At 59.4% G+C, this 17,260-nt stretch carries 20 protein-coding genes; 5 read left to right on the top strand and 15 right to left on the bottom strand.

Going from position 1 to position 17,260, the window contains the following annotated elements:
* Positions 1-2: 2 nt before the first annotated feature.
* The 5 genes from ACZ9DP_RS34050 to ACZ9DP_RS34030 all read right to left on the bottom strand — a co-directional run bounded on the left by ACZ9DP_RS34050 (position 3) and on the right by ACZ9DP_RS34030 (position 5,930).
* Positions 3-1,100, bottom strand: a complete 1,098-nt coding sequence (locus ACZ9DP_RS34050; protein WP_194728714.1) for an imelysin family protein — start codon at positions 1,098-1,100, stop codon at positions 3-5.
* Positions 1,100-2,638 (bottom strand): di-heme oxidoreductase family protein, encoded by a 1,539-nt coding sequence (locus ACZ9DP_RS34045; protein ID WP_476204978.1) that lies wholly within the window; start codon positions 2,636-2,638, stop codon positions 1,100-1,102. Before ACZ9DP_RS34045 ends, ACZ9DP_RS34050 begins: the two co-directional genes overlap by 1 nt.
* A 46-nt stretch (positions 2,639-2,684) precedes the next feature.
* Positions 2,685-3,956, bottom strand: a complete 1,272-nt coding sequence (locus tag ACZ9DP_RS34040; protein ID WP_476204977.1) for an imelysin family protein — start codon at positions 3,954-3,956, stop codon at positions 2,685-2,687.
* 229 nt (positions 3,957-4,185) lie between these two features.
* Complete coding sequence (locus ACZ9DP_RS34035; RefSeq protein WP_476204976.1) at positions 4,186-5,475, bottom strand: RsmB/NOP family class I SAM-dependent RNA methyltransferase; 1,290 nt, start codon at positions 5,473-5,475, stop codon at positions 4,186-4,188.
* Positions 5,476-5,618: 143 nt separating this feature from the next.
* The gene (locus ACZ9DP_RS34030) at positions 5,619-5,930 is read right to left on the bottom strand and encodes a septal ring lytic transglycosylase RlpA family protein (protein ID WP_223843996.1); all 312 of its coding nucleotides are present in this window, start codon (positions 5,928-5,930) and stop codon (positions 5,619-5,621) included.
* Between ACZ9DP_RS34030 and ACZ9DP_RS34025 the strand changes: the two genes are divergently transcribed.
* Positions 5,830-6,213, top strand: coding sequence for a hypothetical protein (locus tag ACZ9DP_RS34025; RefSeq protein WP_476205547.1), 384 nt, complete (start codon positions 5,830-5,832; stop codon positions 6,211-6,213). The genes ACZ9DP_RS34030 and ACZ9DP_RS34025 overlap by 101 nt on opposite strands.
* A gap of 173 nt (positions 6,214-6,386) precedes the next feature.
* Here ACZ9DP_RS34025 and ACZ9DP_RS34020 read toward each other — a convergent pair whose 3' ends face one another.
* The 3 genes from ACZ9DP_RS34020 to ACZ9DP_RS34010 are packed head-to-tail and all read right to left on the bottom strand — an operon-like array spanning position 6,387 to position 9,121.
* Positions 6,387-7,259: an SDR family oxidoreductase gene (locus ACZ9DP_RS34020; protein WP_476204975.1), complete on the bottom strand. Its 873-nt coding sequence runs from the start codon at positions 7,257-7,259 to the stop codon at positions 6,387-6,389.
* The gene (gene queG, locus ACZ9DP_RS34015; protein ID WP_283070416.1) at positions 7,259-8,416 is read right to left on the bottom strand and encodes a tRNA epoxyqueuosine(34) reductase QueG; all 1,158 of its coding nucleotides are present in this window, start codon (positions 8,414-8,416) and stop codon (positions 7,259-7,261) included. Before queG ends, ACZ9DP_RS34020 begins: the two co-directional genes overlap by 1 nt.
* Positions 8,417-8,428: 12 nt before the next feature.
* On the bottom strand, positions 8,429-9,121 hold the full coding sequence (locus ACZ9DP_RS34010) for a glutathione S-transferase family protein (protein WP_022713395.1): 693 nt from the start codon (positions 9,119-9,121) through the stop codon (positions 8,429-8,431).
* A gap of 149 nt (positions 9,122-9,270) precedes the next feature.
* On the opposite strand from ACZ9DP_RS34010, the gene ACZ9DP_RS34005 reads away from it, so the two are divergent.
* The gene (locus tag ACZ9DP_RS34005) at positions 9,271-10,071 is read left to right on the top strand and encodes an undecaprenyl-diphosphate phosphatase (RefSeq protein ID WP_194728720.1); all 801 of its coding nucleotides are present in this window, start codon (positions 9,271-9,273) and stop codon (positions 10,069-10,071) included.
* Positions 10,072-10,122: 51 nt separating this feature from the next.
* Here ACZ9DP_RS34005 and ACZ9DP_RS34000 read toward each other — a convergent pair whose 3' ends face one another.
* From ACZ9DP_RS34000 to dnaN, 7 genes are all read right to left on the bottom strand, one after another.
* Positions 10,123-10,275, bottom strand: coding sequence for a hypothetical protein (locus tag ACZ9DP_RS34000; RefSeq protein WP_027510599.1), 153 nt, complete (start codon positions 10,273-10,275; stop codon positions 10,123-10,125).
* A 279-nt stretch (positions 10,276-10,554) separates the two neighbouring features.
* The gene (locus ACZ9DP_RS33995; protein WP_476204973.1) at positions 10,555-11,535 is read right to left on the bottom strand and encodes a complex I NDUFA9 subunit family protein; all 981 of its coding nucleotides are present in this window, start codon (positions 11,533-11,535) and stop codon (positions 10,555-10,557) included.
* A 112-nt stretch (positions 11,536-11,647) separates the two neighbouring features.
* Positions 11,648-11,935, bottom strand: coding sequence for a DUF1330 domain-containing protein (locus ACZ9DP_RS33990; RefSeq protein ID WP_074066369.1), 288 nt, complete (start codon positions 11,933-11,935; stop codon positions 11,648-11,650).
* Between the two features lie 81 nt (positions 11,936-12,016).
* Positions 12,017-12,709 (bottom strand): orotidine-5'-phosphate decarboxylase, encoded by a 693-nt coding sequence (pyrF, locus tag ACZ9DP_RS33985; RefSeq protein ID WP_194728721.1) that lies wholly within the window; start codon positions 12,707-12,709, stop codon positions 12,017-12,019.
* Between the two features lies 1 nt (position 12,710).
* Complete coding sequence (locus ACZ9DP_RS33980; protein ID WP_476204971.1) at positions 12,711-13,298, bottom strand: histidine phosphatase family protein; 588 nt, start codon at positions 13,296-13,298, stop codon at positions 12,711-12,713.
* A 1-nt stretch (position 13,299) separates the two neighbouring features.
* A complete protein-coding gene (gene pmtA, locus ACZ9DP_RS33975; RefSeq protein WP_194728723.1) occupies positions 13,300-13,893 on the bottom strand; it encodes a phospholipid N-methyltransferase PmtA in 594 nt (197 codons plus the stop codon).
* Positions 13,894-14,011: 118 nt separating this feature from the next.
* A complete protein-coding gene (gene dnaN, locus ACZ9DP_RS33970) occupies positions 14,012-15,130 on the bottom strand; it encodes a DNA polymerase III subunit beta (RefSeq protein WP_074066373.1) in 1,119 nt (372 codons plus the stop codon).
* 243 nt (positions 15,131-15,373) lie between these two features.
* Here dnaN and rsmI point away from each other — a divergent pair, with 243 nt between their 5' ends.
* The 3 genes from rsmI to ACZ9DP_RS33955 all read left to right on the top strand — a co-directional run bounded on the left by rsmI (position 15,374) and on the right by ACZ9DP_RS33955 (position 17,239).
* On the top strand, positions 15,374-16,294 hold the full coding sequence (gene rsmI / locus ACZ9DP_RS33965) for a 16S rRNA (cytidine(1402)-2'-O)-methyltransferase (RefSeq protein ID WP_476204970.1): 921 nt from the start codon (positions 15,374-15,376) through the stop codon (positions 16,292-16,294).
* 95 nt (positions 16,295-16,389) lie between these two features.
* A complete protein-coding gene (locus ACZ9DP_RS33960; protein ID WP_476204969.1) occupies positions 16,390-16,527 on the top strand; it encodes a hypothetical protein in 138 nt (45 codons plus the stop codon).
* A 208-nt stretch (positions 16,528-16,735) separates the two neighbouring features.
* Complete coding sequence (locus tag ACZ9DP_RS33955; protein WP_074066375.1) at positions 16,736-17,239, top strand: cupin domain-containing protein; 504 nt, start codon at positions 16,736-16,738, stop codon at positions 17,237-17,239.
* Positions 17,240-17,260: the final 21 nt, after the last annotated feature.

Below are 17,260 nucleotides of genomic sequence, written 5' to 3'. Positions count from 1 at the left end.
GCTCAGTCCCCGTCGGAGAAGGAGAAGCCGGCCGAAAGGCCGATCGCGCCGCCATATTCGTCGCTGATGCGGGTGATCAATTCACGGCTCGTCGCCAGAAATGCGTCGAGCTTGGCTTTCTCCGCATCGCTGGTTGCCACGTCGATATCCGGATTGAGCTTCGGGACGGTATCAAGCAGGGTCTTGAAGTTCGCCTCGATTGCATCAGCAACGGGTTTCTTGTCGGCAGGAAGAAGTTCTGCCATTCCGGCCTTCTGCCAGAGCGTGCGCAGTCCCTCGAGGTTTGCCGTCATCGATTTCCAAGTGTTTTTCGAGCGCCAATAGATAGCCATGCGCGGGCGCGGTGCCGTGTCATCCCGGCCTTTGTAAAACAGCTCCAGCCGCTGATCGCGGACGGTTTCGACGCCGTGGACAAGAATGCCGAGAAGCGCGGTCACCGCTTCCTTGTTATCCATGAAATCTTCGCTTTGGGGACCGGGACGTTTCCAGCTTGCCTGCACGCCGTCCGGCTTTTCCCAAGCCGCAACGACTTCGCCTGCCTCGCGCTGGATATTGCCCGCAACAGCAGCGCCATATTGGCAGCGGAACCCGTTCTTTTGTTTGAGGAGATCGTCTGAGCCGTTGCCGTAAAGCACGTATTCAAGCGCCGTCAGACCCTGCAAGGCGACGCTCTTTTCCCCGATCGAGTCGACCGTTGCATCCTTCGGGTCGGCCTTGGCGAGCAGTGCCTGTACCTGTCTAAGGCCGACGCCCTTTCGGTCAGGGAAGAAGAGGATGTGTTCGAAGAGATTGTCGTGCATTACCGGGCCGGTTTGCACGATCTCGATGATCGACCAATAGCGGATAGTATCGTCGAAAGCAGATTTGGCCTTGTCCAAAGTCTGCTGTGTGCCACCGTCGCAGAGGTCCTTCATCGCCGTCGTCAAGCGTGCCGTAGACTGTTGCATGTTGCGGTAGCCGGGGCGGATCACCTCGTCGACGGCCCGCGCCATCACGCCAGGCACCGCTTCCTCGTTCAGCCCCGTCGGCGTCGACGCAGTCTGTGCAATTGCCGATGCCGCAAGCATGAATGAAAGCACGAGAGGTTGCCAAAGGCGCATTACAGGGACTCCAGGAATCTGATCAGGGCCTCTCTATCGTCTTTCGGCAGAGAGGAGAATGCATCGCGGGCTTTCTCGGCTTCGCCGCCGTGCCAGAGGATCGCTTCGGTGAGATTTCTGGCGCGGCCGTCGTGGAGGAAAAAGCTGTGTCCGCTGACAGTCCGGGTCAGTCCTATACCCCATAGCGGCGGCGTGCGCCATTCACGTCCGCTTGCGTGGCCAACTTGCTGGCCATCGGCAAGACCTTCGCCCATATCGTGCAGCAGGAAATCCGAATAAGGCCAGATAAGCTGAAAGGACTGAGCTTTTTCGGCGGCATCCCGACGTGTGACGAATTTGGGTACGTGGCAGGATATGCAGCCGGACTGATAGAAAAGTTCCTTACCCCTCAGCGTGTCGGGGAAGCTTGCCTTTCGCCGCGCCGGTACGGCTAGATTCGCGGAATAGAAGGTCACGAGATCGAGGACGGGCCCGGGCGCCTCTTCATTGCCCAGGCGCTTTTGAACGCCGGTCGGCATTTTTTGGCATTTTATCTCGGCCTGCATGCAATCCCCATGTGCATCCGGCCGGTCGGGCGTCGATATGCCGATGTCGCTGGAGAAGGCGGCAGCGCTCTGGTCGCGCACAGTTGCATTCTGTGCCTTCCACCCGAAGCGGCCAAGGGTGACCGCGCCTGTGCGATGATCACGCACGATGGCAGCCTTGCCTGAAATGCGGTTACCATCTTTGTCGTCCGGGTCGGCATGCGCGAGGATGTCGGCTGCTGGAATGGCTTCGATGAGGCCGAGCCCGATCATCGCCGGGGCGACGCGCGGCGATATCGTTGTCGCCGGATCGAGCGGGCCGTAGGCAAGATCCTTCACTTCGTAGGTCGGTGTGCGCAATGAGACTGTTTCTCCGCCGGCAAGCGTAACGGTCTTTTCCGCATAGCGAATGGCCATCTTCCCTTCGGCGGCGAGACCGGGCACGGCAAGGTCCTGCAACTGATGACCATAAGTAGGGTCCGGGAAATTGACGGCGCCAGCATTTGCGATCGCCTCTCCTTCTTCCGATGTCGCCGCTGCTCGTCCAAGGCGAAAGAACATCGATGTGGCGCTGACGCCGCCTTCCGGTGGCCTGCCGCGTCCGTCGTTGACGTGGCAGCTCATGCAGGAGCGCGCATTGAAGAGCGGCCCGAGGCCATCCGACGCCTGTGTCGAGGATGGCGCGGAAACCCAGAGCTTCTTGAAGAGTGCGTTGCCGAGCTTGAAGTTCTGCTCTTCCTCGAAGGGGATGTTTGCCGAGATATGCGAAAAGGAATCCTGCGTTACCGGATCGACCGATGTGGCGGCACCCGCCTGCATCGCCTCGTATGGCTCGGCTTTGGAAAAATCACTCGCCGGGCGCGTCACAGCCTCGACGCGCTTCAAATCGGCATCGGAAAGATCGGTGCGTTTCGTCGGGAGATTAAAACCGGCGGCGAGAGCCACCGGAAGGGCGGCAAGCGTGGCGCAGAAAGCAGCGCAGAGAAAAACGCGACGAGCCGGATTGTGCGGCATTTCAGAGTTCGGGCCGCTTGGGTTTGGAAGCGGCCCGCCTTTTTGATTATTGGAAGACAGCGTCAGGTTTATCCAAGCTGTCGGAACCTTCAAGCTGAACCGTGCCAAGATCGAGTGCGGCAATGACACGCTGGATCGACTTCGTTTGGTCAACGAGACCGTCGACAGCGGCTTGAACGGCGGCGTTGCCGTCCTTGTTGCCTTCGGCAATCATCTGGTCGTACTTCTCGACCGTCTCGCCGCGTTTTGCCATGGCATGCATTGCATCAAGCGTCGTCTTCAGCTTGCCCGCGACTTCGGTATCGAGTGCCTTGTCTTTCGCGGCAACGAGATCGTGCAGCGACGGGCCGGTCAGCTTCGTTCCGTCGACGCGGGTATATTCCCCGCTGTAAGCGGCGGCGATGCCGATCGCATCGTTGAGGTGCGAGTTATAGGTGTTGTCGGAGAAGCAATCATGCTCCTCTTCCGGATCGTGCAGCAACAAGCCGAGCTTCATGCGCTCGCCAGCGAGTTCGCCGTAGGAGAGCGAGCCCATGCCGGTCAGGATCGCGACGAGACCCGCCTTCGGATCGGCTTCGACGTTCTTCGTCGCAGCACCGTCAGCCACCCAATTATCGGTCATTTCCTGCAGGTCGGAGACCAGAAGCGTGGATGCCGACTTCAGATATTCGGCGCGGCGATCGCAATTGCCATGCGTGCAATTCTTGAGGTCGTAATCGGTTGCCGGGCGGCTGCCCGCTCCCGGACCGGTGCCGTTCAGGTCCTGGCCCCAGAGGAGGAATTCGATGGCATGGTAGCCGGTCGCGACATTGGCTTCGATGCCGCCTGCTTCCAGCAGCGTGCCGGACAGGAACTCCGGCGTCAGCTTGGAAGCGTCGATATCCTTGCCGTCGATCTTGATCGTCTTGTTGGCGATGACGTTTGCAACATAGAGCGCGTTCTCGTCGCTTTCCGCGCCGTAGGAGGCATCGACATAATCGATCAGGCCTTCATCGAGCGGCCAAGCGTTGACCTTGCCTTCCCAGTCATCGACGATCGGATTGCCGAAGCGGTAGACTTCCGTCTGCTGATAAGGAACACGGGCCGCAAGCCACGCATCCTTGGCAGCCTTCAGCGTCTCGTCGTTCGGCGTCTTCAGGAAGGCGTCAATCGCCTTGTCGAGCGCCTTTGCGGTGATCAGCGAGTCCTCGTATTTTGCATGCGCCACTTCGGCATAATGCTTCACGACGGCCGCAGCATCGGTGTCCGCGAGAGCCGGGCTGGATAGGGGTGCTATCGCCAGCGCCAATGCTGCGCAGAAATTCTTGTTGAGCTTCATGGTCCTCTCCTATGACGGATATCCGTCTGAAATCGCCCGAATCTCTTCGCGCAAAAGAAAACCAGTGTCAAACACTCTAGTTTGGAATGATTTTAAGAATGGAACTTGTTTAAAAGCGCTTGTTCAGAAAGGACTTTACTTCGAAAAGGGCGGAAAATTGATCTATTAGCGTGCAATTGTTCAATTTCTGATCTGGATCTCCCGCGCGTGCGCCATCACATCAGGCGCCTTAAGCTTTACGCTGCATCCGGCAGAAGAAGAACCCGTCCGTATCAGTCGATGCCGGTGTCAGCGTAACCGTTTCACCATCCGACGAACGCGGGCGCGGGGCATTCTTTCCGAATAGCTCGTCCCAGGCAGCCAGGGCGCTTTCGATGGAGAATGCCGGATTTTCCGCGGCGAAGCGTCGGACCTGTTGTTCATTCTCCTGCGGGAGCACGGAACAGGTGACGTAGATCAGCTCGCCGCCGGGGCGCACGAAGGCGCTCGCCTGCTTCAAAGCATCCTGTTGCTGGCTCGTGCGCTCGTCGAGGTTCTTTGCCGTCAGCCGCCATTTGGTATCGGGGCGGCGGCGCCACGTGCCGGTACCCGTGCAGGGGGCATCGACTAGCACCTTGTCGCAGCGAGCGCGCAGGCTCGAAAGCGCCTTTGCATCGTCATGCACTTGAACATTGCGCGTACCGGCGCGCTTCAGGCGTTCGATGATCGGCGCAAGGCGTTTGCGGTCGGCGTCATAGGCATGGATCTGGCCTTTGTTGTGCATCGCTGCCGCCATGGCAAGCGTCTTGCCTCCGCCTCCGGCGCAATAGTCGAGCACCTGCTCTCCATCCTTCGGCAGCACCAGATCGGCAACGATCTGCGATCCCTCGTCCTGAACTTCGAACCAGCCTTTTTGAAAGGAAAGCTCGGCTGTGACGTTCGGAAGCCGTGAGGCGCCTTCCCCGGCGGGAATCCGGATGCCATATCGCGCGATCTTCGCTTCATGAGCACCGGCTCTTTCAAGCGCTTTGACCGCCTTTTCGCGGCTGGCCTTCAAAATGTTGGCGCGCAGGTCGAGCGTCGGGCGGGAGGCGAGCGCCTGTGCTTCGGCAAGCCAGCTGTCGCCGAATGCCGTCTCGAAGGAGCTTTGCACCCACTCGGGAATATCACCTTGGACGTGGACAGGCGCGGAGGAAAGAGCCCGGCTCTGGAAGGCAGTAAGCGCTGCATCGGGCAGCGAAGGCGGCGCGAACCTATCGTCGGAGAGTTCAGCGGCAAGCGCTTCCGGCGTGAAACCCCACTGGCGGAACATGACGGCATAGGCGATCGCCAGCGGGCTGTCGTCGTCCATCAGGAACCCGTGTGAAAGCCGCATGCGCAGCGCATCGTAAACGATGTTGCCGATTGCGGCGCGATCGCCGGAGCCGGCGAAACGATGCGCAAGGCCCCAATCCTTCAGCGCGTCGGCGACAGGTCTCTTGCGCTGATCGATATCAGCAAGAACCGAAATCGCCCCCTCGAGGCGGCCGCCCAAACGCATTCACGAAACTCCTGTTGCCACGGACGTGTGCACAATCCGCGGAAGCGTGACTGACGCTGCGGATAATTTCACAAGTCTCAACCGCGTGGTAGCCGCGATTGACGGCAAGAGCAAGCGCCGTCCGGCGCTGGTATCGGACGCCTTTAGCTGGCGGCGACGACTTCGTAGCAAACCTTGGCGGTACCCGAGCGGACCATGCCGATGTTCTGTGCGGCCGCGCGCGAAAGGTCGAGAACACGGCCGCGGATGAACGGGCCACGGTCATTGACGCGAACAATAACGCTGCGGCCATTGTTGCGGTTGGTGACTCTAAGCTTGGTGCCGAAGCGGAGCGAACGGTGAGCGGCAGTCAAAATGGCAGGATTCATACGTTCGCCAGAAGCTGTTTTGGAATGCAGTGCGTACCACGAAGCACCACCACATCCGGCTGCAGCAAATCCTTCGGCGGGAAGCATGAAAGAACTAGCTGCAATAGCTACGGCAGTGATTATAGAACGGCTGATATTCTTCAAAACGGATTATCCCTCAACTATTGAACTTGCGCCTTTAGAGGCGGCGGGGCTTAAATCCGGCGAAAAGTGGCGAAAAAGTGCCGCGGATTATCACGGAATGTTACAGTGCGTAATATTTGTGAGTCTGGCGGAATTCGAGTTGAAAAAGTGCAATTGTCGAGAAAGTGGAAAAAAGATAAGAAAATCAGGTAAAATTAGAACGATTTTTTCTGCCGCAGCGCACTGACTTGCTAGGTTGCGAAAGTAACAAAAATAATTTTCCGATCTTGCCACAATTGATGCCTCATTTGCGCAAATTCAGAGGCCGTTAACCATAATACGGAGCGAAATTCAGATCGCGAGAATGCCAAAGTAGGAATTTTCTACTCATTTCGAATATACCGGAATGGCCTGTTCGGGTTAACCGCGCCACCGTCCGCTCTGCCACAATTGCGCAAGCGACATCGGGTAATTCGGGAAGGAAAAGGTGTAGCCCGCGGCTTTCAATTTGGCGTTCGAAACACGCTTGTTCTCGCCGTAGAAGGAGCGTGCCATCGGCGTCAGCTCGGCGGTTTCGAAGGGCTGTTCCGGAGGCGGCTCAACACCCATCAGCCCCGCTGCTTCGACAATGACATCCTGCGGCGGGCCGGGCAGGTCATCCGTCACGTTATATATGCCGCCAAGGCACCGGTCTGAGAGGTAGCGCGCCGACGCGCCGATATCCTCAACGCGGATGCGATTGAAAACCTGATCCTTCTTGATCAGGCGGCGGGCCGTGCCCCGGTTTAGATTGACAAAAGCATTCCGGCCCGGGCCGTAGATGCCCGCCAGCCGCAGTACGGCGGCCGGAATACCGAGGTCCTTGCCGAGCGCCAGCCACGCATCCTCTGCCTCGAGCCTTTCCTTCGATCGCCCGGAGACAGGAACGCAGACGGTCTCTTCGCTAACCCACTCACCCTTGTGGTCGCCGTAAACGCCAACGGTGGAAAGATAGCCGATCCACTGAAGCGCCGGCATCATCTTGCCGAGCTGGCCGCCTGCGAGATTGATCAACGGGTCTCCGACTTCCCGCGGCGCGATGGATTGGACGAGGTGTGTGACGCTTTCCATGGCGTCAAGCAAGGCGTCGCTGATTATCTCGCCATCGAAAATGAAGGCTTCGATCCCTTGGCTGCGGAGGAGCTCAGCCTTGTCGGCCGATCTGGTTGTGCCGGAAATGCGGGCGCTTCCGGCTGAGAAAGCCTTGGCAATCGCCGTGCCGGAATAACCGCAGCCGAAAATCATCACATGCATCACACCACTCCCGCCAATTGCCATTCCGCAAGTACGCCGGCATCGGTCTCATCCGGCCTTTGTGCCGCAAAGACGGCAAATTCGCCAGGCTCCATCAATCGCGAAAGCGCCCAGATTGCCATGCCGCGAACTACCGGAGAAGCGTCAGTGGCCAGCCATCGGCATTGATCGGCGAGGCTGTGATCACCGGAATTGCCGGCGGCGATCAATACATTACGGATAAAGCGGGCTCTGCCGATGCGCTTGACCGGCGAGCCGCTGAAAAAAATCCGGAAAGCCGCGTCGTCCAGCGTCAGGAGAAAGGCGATCGACGGCTCTTTCAGGTCGTCGCGCGCCTGCAACTTCATTTCGGATGCCGAGACGGCAAACTTGTTCCACGGACAGGCGGCAAGGCAGTCGTCGCAACCATAGATCCGGTTGCCGATCAGCGGCCGGAATTCGAAATCGATCGGACCTTTGTGCTCGATCGTCAGGTACGAGATGCAGCGCCGTGCGTCGATCTGATAGGGCGCCGGGAATGCATTGGTCGGACAGGCATCGAGGCAGGCGCGGCAAGAGCCGCAGTGATCGATCTCAGCGTCGTCTATATTGAGATCGGCCGTCGTGAACATCGAGCCGAGGAAGAGCCAGGAGCCGTGGCTGCGGCTGACCAGATTGGTATGCTTGCCTTGCCAGCCGAGACCTGCTGCCGCGGCGAGCGGCTTTTCCATCACCGGTGCAGTGTCGACAAAGACTTTGACGTCGGCCCCGGCCCGTGCTGCAAAGCGGGTCGCGATCTCCTTGAGCCGTCCCTTGATGACGTCGTGATAGTCGCGATTGCGCGCATAGACGGAGATTGCCGCCTTGTCCGGCTTTTCAAGAATAGAGCGTGGGTCTTCCCCGGGGCCGTAGTTGAGACCGAAGACGACGATGGATTTCACATCGCTCCACAGCGTGCGAGGATCGCCGCGGCGATCGCGCGTTTCAGCCATCCATTCCATCGTGCCGTGACGTCCGGCATCGATGAACTCGCCAAGCCGTTCCTTCGCTTCGGGTATCGAATCGGGCCGCGTGATGCGACAGAGCTCAAAGCCGAGCGTTGCCGCCTCGGCGCGAACAAAGGCGGTCAAATTGTCGCGGCGCTTGCGTTCTTTATCGTCTGCTATCCGTTCGGGCATCGAAAGCCCTCGTCAGAAATCCAGGTCTGCGTAGTGAGAGACGGGTGTCAGTCCACGCACCCGCTCTGTCAGTAGCGGGCGGAAGGACGGCCGTGATTTCATGCGCTGATACCAATCCTTGGCGATCGGCGATTCCGTCCAGTCGATCTCGCCGAGATAGTCGAGGATCGACAGCGAAGCGGCCGCAGCGAGGTCGGCATAGCTCATGCGATCTCCTGCCAGCCATTGCCGCGAACCGGCAAGCCAGGTCAGGTATTTCATATGCTGGCGGATGTTGGCGCGCGCCGTGCGCAGGATCTTCGAATCCGGTGCTCCGCCGCCCTGATCTGCGCTCATCTGCAGTTTATACACGCGCTCGCGCGCCAGGGGCCGAGTTACATCCGTCTCCATCTTCTGCATGAACCACTCACCGAGGCGGCGGATTTCCGCGCGCTGGAAGGGATCTTCCGCGAGAAGACGCCGGTCGCGCTTCAGCACGCCATGCGTTTCATCGAGATATTCCGAAATGACAGTCGCGCCGCAAAGAGCGCGCATGCTGTCGTCCACGTAGACCGGCAAGGTACCGGCAGGATTGAGCGCCAGAAAGTCGCGCCGCTTTTCCCAGGTCTGCTCTTCAATGAGATCTGCCTGAAAGCCATACTCGCTCAAAATCAGCCGGACGAAGCGTGAAGCGGATGACATAGGATGATGATAAAGCGTCGGCATCGATACCCGAATTGTTGATTTCTCGCGGCATGCTCTGGTGCACTCATGTTCATAGCGCCCTAGTCATGACTCATTCGTTGCAGCTATAGGAGCTTGGCCCCTTCAATACAAGCAAATCGGGCCTGGCCCCGCCTCACAAGGGATAAAACATGGCTGATATCTTTAGTGCACTCATTCTAGGCCTTATTGAAGGCCTTACTGAATTCATACCGGTTTCCTCGACGGCCCATGTCCTGCTCGCAGGGCATTTCCTGGGCTTTCGGTCGCCGGGCAATACATTTGTCGTTCTCATCCAGCTCGGCGCGATCCTTGCGATTCTTCTCGTCTATTTCAAGCGGCTGCTGAGCCTGGCGCTTGCGTTGCCCCGCAGCGCGCGGGCGCGACATTTCGTCCTTGCCGTACTCTTTGGTTTTCTGCCTGCAGCCGTTATCGGCGCAATTGCGCATGACTTCATCAAGAACGTGCTGTTCGAAACGCCGATGCTGATCTGCGTCGTCCTCATCCTTGGCGGCCTCGTCCTCCTTGCCGTCGACAAGATCCAGTTCAAGCCGAAGTATCATGATGTGACGGAGTTTTCCTTGCCGATGGCGCTGAAGATAGGCTTCTTCCAGTGCCTGGCAATGATCCCGGGAACATCCCGCTCGGGCGCCACGATCGTGGGCGCGTTGCTGATGGGTGCCGACAAGCGCTCTGCAGCCGAATTCTCGTTCTTTCTCGCCATGCCGACGATGGTCGGCGCTTTTGCTTTGGATTTGTACGAGAACCGCAATCTGCTGAGCTTCGATGACGGAATGCTCATCGTCATCGGCTTCGTGGCGGCTTTCGTCTCGGCGCTCTTCGTTGTCCGCGCGCTGCTCGATTTCGTGTCGATCCGGGGCTATGCGCCCTTCGCCTGGTGGCGAATCTTCATTGGCGCGGCAGGCCTGATCGGCTTGACGTTGTTCGGCTGATTTTCAGATATTTGACATCCGGGGCGGCTCCAGAAAGAGCCGGCCTTTGCCTCAGTGGTTGAGAGAGGCTGTGGAGCAGGGATCGATGCCATAAGCCGGCGCGCAGCCGCCCTTCACCGCTGCGACCGAGCCGGGCGCAATGAAGGAACCTGCGAGGATAACCAGTGCCGCACACGCAAAAAGAAGCGCGATTGACTTGCCCATCGAATAAAGCCTTTCAAGTCGATATAGCGCGCCGCAAATGGCGCTGAGTCCGTTTCAGGACGCGCGGGGTGTGTAGTCAGTGGAATGGCAAATAGCAATAAACGTTGCTGCTAAATGTGGCGTTAATTTCACTAAATTTTTAATGCGTCTTTTATGCAACGCCGTTCCGGCTCGGCGTTATAGAAAGCACGCGAAACTTGCCCGGTTGCCTGAAAGAAGCAAAAAGAAAAACGCCGTCTGTGAGCAAACACAGCGGCGTTCAACCGATGCGATAATTTCTCAGGCTGATTTTCCCGAACCCGTGTACTGACCATGCGGGCGGTAATGCACCAGATACGACGGCAGTACGGAGGCCAGCATTGTCGGCGTGACGCCGAGGGCCTTCAACGTGAGGCCATCCGTTTCGGCCTTCGTTGAAACGACATTGTCGCGCTTCAGCAGGCGAACCTGGTCGGCCGTGATCGGGGGCTTAACGAAGGGAATGAGCGAAGCGACGCTGCCGATCAGCGAAGCGATGCTGAAGGGAATGGAAACCAGCCGGTTTTTGCGGGCGGTGATCTTCAGCATGACCTGAAGACATTCGCGGAAGGTGAGCACTTCCGGACCGCCGAGTTCATAGATCATCCCGCTCGCAGCCTTGCCCTCGACGGCGCGTGCCACGGCTTCTGCCACGTCCTCTACGTAGACCGGCTGCAGCTTCGTCTTGCCGCCACCGATGAGGGGAAGCACTGGCGAAAGGCGAGCCATCTCCGCAAATTTGTTGAAGAAGCCGTCTTCCGGCCCGAAAACGATCGACGGACGGAAGATTATGGCGTCCTTCTTGGTCGAAAGGATTGCCGCCTCCGCGCGGCCCTTGGTGCGGGCATAGCTGGAATCCGAATTGGCGTCGGCGCCGATTGCCGAAATATGGATGAGCTTCGCGCCGGATGCCCGGGCGGCTTCCGCCACGGCGCGCGCACCGAATTCCTGCACCGCATCGAAGGTGTTGCGGCCGGCCTCAAAGAGCACGCCGACACAGTTGATGACGAAGTCGGCACCCTCGACGGCGCGATCGACCGAAGTGCGGTAGCGCAGGTTCGCTTGGACAAAAGAAATCTGGCCGACATTGCCGAGCGGCTGCAGAAAACCTGCCAGATCCGGCCGCCGCACCGCGACGCGGATGCGATAGCCGCGCTTTGCGAGGACGCGCACGATATGCCTGCCGAGAAAGCCAGAACCTCCGAACACGGTCACGAGCGGCGGCAGGTTGGCAAGGGTCATGGCAGGCTCCTCGAAAGGCTTGGATGGACGCGTTGATCGGCACTCGTATTAGCCGAAACCCGGCGCGACGGAAAGGTCCATCTTGCCTCAGCTTCGCAGATGCAAAGAGTGCTCAGACGCCTTCAACAACCACCATTTCCGCGTCGGCGACTTCCTGGCGGATCTTGGCGGCAATCTGGTATTCCGGGGAGTTGTAGCAATCGACCGCAGCCTGCATGGACGGGAACTCGATGACGACGTTTCGGGCTCGCGATTTACCTTCAAGTTCGGTGATTGCACCGCCGCGGGCGAGGAAGTTTGCGCCGTATTTTTCAAAGGCCGGCTTAGCTGCCGCGACGTAATCCTTGTAGCGCTCGGGATCACGAACATCGACGCGTGCAATCCAGTATCCTTTTGCCATGGTTTTCTCCTCCTGTTGACGGTTGCCCACGTCAACCAAATCGCTGATATGTTCAGTATCAGCCGCGTCCTTCGCCAAGCGTCAGAGCGCGGCTTCCATCTCGGCAAGAATGGCGCGTGCCGCTTCCTTCGGATCGGGCGCCTTGACGATCGGGCGGGCGACGACGAGGTGGCTCGAGCCGGCCTTCAGCGCATCGGCGGGGGTCATGACACGCTTCTGATCACCCTTTTCACTACCTGCCGGGCGGATGCCGGGGGTGACGATTGCCATTCCGGGTCCGACGATTTTCCGAACGGCCGCGGATTCTTCCGCGGAGCAGACGACGCCGCCCATCCCGGCGAGCAGCGCCTGTTCGGCGCGGCGCAGCACCAGTGTATGCGGGTCGTATTCGTAACCTGCAGCGATCAGATCCTGTTCGTCCATCGAGGTAAGGACGGTCACGCCGAGCAGGCAGAGTTCGGAACCCTTTGCCGCTTCGACGGCAGCCTTCATCGCCTTGGGATAGGCATGCAGCGTCAGCATGGACATACCCATCTTCACGATGTTCTCGACGCCGGAAGCGACCGTGTTGTCGATATCGAGCAGCTTCATGTCGAGGAAGATCTTCTTGCCGCTCTGTGCGAGATCGCGTGCGAATTCCAGACCGCCGGCGAAGACGAGCTGATAGCCGATCTTGAAGAAGAGAACGTCGTCGCCGAGCGTCGAGACGATCTGTTCCGCCTCGCCAAGTGTCGGAACATCCAGCCCGACGATCAGCCGCTCGCGTGCGTTCATCTCACATCCGTCCCTGCCAGTTTTCCATGGGCGTCCAGTCGCATGATAAGCGCCGGTCTGCAAGGCTGAAACAATAGAGATTGCCGCCACCGGGCGGCTGATCGCGATCGCGCGCGATGACGCGGCTCTCAAGATGGCATTTCAACAGCGTGCCGACCCCGCCATGCCCGACAAAGGCGATCGGCTCGTTCGGATCGTGATCGGCGAGAACAGCTTCGAAGGCCGAAACGATGCGCTGCTGCGCATCGGCGGCACGCTCCCAGCCTCTGAAACTATCTTGCGGATGCGCGAAGAACCAGTCGGCAGCTTTCTCGAACTCCGGAGGCGGCAGGAAGCCCGTTGCGGACCGGTCGTTCTCATGCATGCCATGTCGGATTTCGATGGCCACGCCTGCCGTCGCAGCCAGTATTTCCGCGGTTTCGATGGCCTTCGTCTCGTCGCTGGAAATAATACGGCGCAGTTTGCTCGCCCAGCTGCTTTCAGCCGCCTTGCGCGCGCGCGCCTCGCCGATCTCGGATAAACCCCATTTGGGCACCGCGACGCTCGGATCGATTTTCACTTGCGGGTGGGTGATGTACAGCCCGTACATATCAGCTGCGTCGGTAGATCCAGAGCTGGGCCGGCGGGATATTGCGGACGATGAAATCGAAATGCTGGATGTGGTAGCGCTCCGGCCGCGCGATGATCGGCGAGACCGGACCATAGGAAATCTGCACGACCGGCCGGCCTGCCGGAATACGGTCGAGCAGGCTTTCCAGAAGCGCAATTCGCGCCTGCATCGGGAAGTTCAGCAGCGGCACGGCCGAAACGACGGAATCGAACGTCTGATCCTTGAGGTCGCCGAGCGTCTTGTCGAGGTCGAAGGCGTCGCCATTGATGAAGCGGACACTGGGGTAAAGGCGGACGAGATGCTCGTAAAAATCCGTCGAATATTCGATGGCGACGAGATTTTCCGGCTTCACGCCGCGCCCGAGGATCGCCTTGGTGATCGCGCCCGTGCCGGGACCGAGTTCAAGAACCGGGAGGCCGGAGTTCAGGTGGATGACGCTTGCCATCTTGCGGGCGGTGATGGAGGAGGTGGGAACGATGGAGCCGACAGTTTTCGGCCCCTGCATCATGCCCTTGAAGAAACGGATTTCTTCATCGAACTTCTTGCCGAGCCGTTCTTTCAGCCGCAACGCCATTCCGTCCTCCACGAATAATGTACCAAAACCGCTAGCTATCTATTTGCCATCCTCTGGCGCAAAAACAAGACCAAACGTCGCAATCGGCAAACTTTACCGCTGCAAATGCGACGTGCGTTTACACGCGCATCGGCATCAGAACGTAAAGTGCATCATCGCCGGCGGTATCGCGAATGAGCGTCGGCGAGCCTGCATCGGCAAGCAGAAAAATCGCCTGATCGCCGGAAAGCTGCGCCGTGATGTCGAGCAGATATTTGGCATTGAAACCGATTTCCATCGAATCTGTGTCGTAACCGACGGCGACTTCTTCCGTCGCGCTGCCAGAATCCGGATTGTTGACGGTGAGCAGAAGCTGGCCGTCTGATAGTGCGAGCTTCACGGCGCGACCGCGCTCGGAAGAAATCGTCGAAACGCGGTCGACAGCCTGGGCGAATGTCGTGCAATCGACGCGCATTTCCTTGTCGTTGCCGGTGGGGATCACACGCTGGTAATCCGGAAAGGTGCCATCGATGAGCTTGGAGGTCATGACGATCGAGTCGATGCCGAGGCGGATTTTGGCATCTGAGACTTCGACGGTGACCACCGCATCGGGATTGTCGACGAGCTTCTGGAGTTCACCGACCGTCTTGCGCGGAATGATGATGCCAGGCATGCCTTCGGAGCCGGAGGGCGCCTTCACGTCGGCACGTGCGAGGCGGTGGCCGTCGGTCGCTACCGCGCGCAGCTTCAAGTCGCCCTCGCTTTCGATCGTGTGGAAGAATATGCCGTTCAGATAGTAGCGCGTTTCTTCGGTCGAGATCGCAAACTGCGTGCGGTCGATCAGCATCTTGAGATCGGCTGCCTTCAGCTTGAAGGAATGCGTGAACGTGCCGGCGGTGAGATCCGGGAAATCGGATTCCGGCAGGCACTGCAGCGAGAATTTCGAGCGGCCGGACTGGACAGCCATCGAGCCGCCATCCGTCGAGGTTGCCAAAAGAACTTCCGAACCGTCCGGCAGTTTGCGCACAATGTCGTAAAGGAGATGCGCCGGAACCGTTGTGGCGCCGCCCTGCTCGACATTGGCGGGCGTGGCTTCGGTCACTTCGAGATCGAGGTCGGTCGCCTTCATGTCGAGCTTCTGGCCATCGGCGCGCAGCATGATATTGGACAGGATCGGGATCGTGTTGCGACGTTCGACCACGCGGTGAACGTGGTTCAGCGACTTCAAAAGGTTTGACCGCTCAATAGTTATACGCATGGGATGCTACCGCTTTCGACCGTTACTGCCCCAGCGCGCAAAACGCGCCGGAAGATGCTGTCCGGCTCCGGGCCGGAGGAGTGGACAGGCAAAATGGCAGAACTTTGTTGACGAATGCAAGGGGTGCGAGACGCAGCAGCACTGCAATTGCCGTTTTCCGGGACAATGCTCACAGAAATCCGAACACTTGCTGCGGGCCAAACCCCCGCGCATAAAGGCAGAGAGCCAAAGGAGCCATCGAAATTGAATAATGAGGAAACAGCGGGCCAGGGCGGAAGGCAGCGCGGCTATCGCCTGCACAATGTCGCCATCCCGGCCCGCCCGCTGGAAGCGGCGCTTTATCTTGTCGCTACGCCGATCGGCAATCTGGGCGATATCACGTTGCGGGCACTGGAAACGCTGGCGGGTGCCGATGTGCTCGCCTGCGAGGATACGCGCGTGACCCGCGTTCTGCTCGACCGATACGGCATTCAGAACCGGCCCTTTGCCTATCATGAGCACAATGCCGATGAGGCGGGTCCGCGATTGCTGCAGGCTCTGGAGGCGGGCAGGTCAGTTGCACTTGTCTCCGATGCCGGGACGCCGCTTGTCTCTGACCCCGGCTATCGCCTTGCACAGTCGGCGATCGAAGCAGGTTACCGTGTCGTGCCCATTCCGGGAGCATCGGCGCCGCTTGCCGCGCTTGTCGGCTCGGGCCTGCCGAACGACGCCTTTTTGTTTGCGGGGTTCCTCCCAGCGAAGGACAAGGCGCGGCGCGACCGGCTGGCGGAATTTGTCGCCGCTCCAGCGACGCTCCTCTTCTTTGAATCGCCCCACCGGATCGGCGCGACGTTGGCTGCTGCCGCCGACGTGCTCGGGCCTACCCGTAGGGCGTCCGTTTGCCGCGAACTGACGAAGACATATGAGGAGTTCCGCCGCGGCACGCTCGCGGAGCTTGCCGCGCATTATGCTGAAATCCACAATGTGAAGGGCGAGATCGTGCTCGTCGTCGGCCCACCGGAAGAGCGGCCGGCGGACGAAGCGGATGTGGGGGCCATCCTTGCCGACCTTGCGACTTCCATGCCGACGGCAAAGGCAGCCGCCGAAGCAGCACGCGTCACCGGATTGCCGCGCAAGGAACTCTACCAGCGCTTGCTTGATATGAAGGCCAAGGATGGGCGATAGCTACGACCATTAGCCGGCGAAAGATAGGTCGGCCATGTCTTTCCGGCGCTGTGACGTCGGCATTCGTACCGAGGATCTGCGGCTGGCAGGTTCAAATGAATATGCGATGCCTGATTGTGGAATATGTCGAAGAACTCGGCTCGCAGCGGCTCGTGCATGGCCTTACGGGCGAACAGCCGCTGAGGGCGGTCGTCTCCCGGAAACGGCGCTGGCACCGGAACTGCGTTTCGTGATCACGCCGCAAAAGCTGCATTTCTTCGCGCATGATATCGGCAAGCGCATCGGTGCCGGTGCTGCGATCACTGCTCATCATCCGGCAGTCGCAGACGCCATATCGTAGAGGTTTGAATGGACTGCTAAAATTTTAGCGGCCGCTTGAACGCCTCTGTTACGACTCTCTGCTATTCCGCAATGAATGGGGTAGCAAATTTGGGGGGTTCCATGGCCGTGAAGCTCATGCTCGCAAGCGCAGTCGCAATGGCTGCGCGTTCGCTGCCGTACGCGGTCGCGCCAACACGCGGCAGGAATTTCGTCGCACACTCCAGCGACCACCTGCCGATGAAATCGACGCCGATCAATCCTGACTGGATCGTCGATGGCAACCCGCAGGCGCGCACGGCCGAACATTCCCGCGGTCATGACGACGCATCGCTCACGGCGATCTGGGATTGCACAGCCGGCGAGTTCCGCTGGTTCTTCGGCTGGGACGAGACGGTGATGATCCTCGAAGGCGAGGTGCACGTCACCGCCGAAGACGGAACGGAACGCACGCTGCGCGCCGGCGACGTTGCGTTCTTCGCGGGCGGCACATGGGCGAACTGGCGGGTGGACAACTACGTCCGCAAGGTCGCTTTTCTGCGCAAGCCCTTCCCCAGGCCTGTGGCAATCCTCTATCGGCTTCGCAACCTGTTGCGCAGCAGCGGCCAGCAGGGTCTCGCGGCCTGAAATCCTTGATGCCCGCACCTG

The organism is Rhizobium sp. USDA 4016, assembly GCF_056279705.1.
Note: the sequence above shows the minus strand (reverse complement) of the source record. Positions and strands in the feature narration are given on the sequence as shown.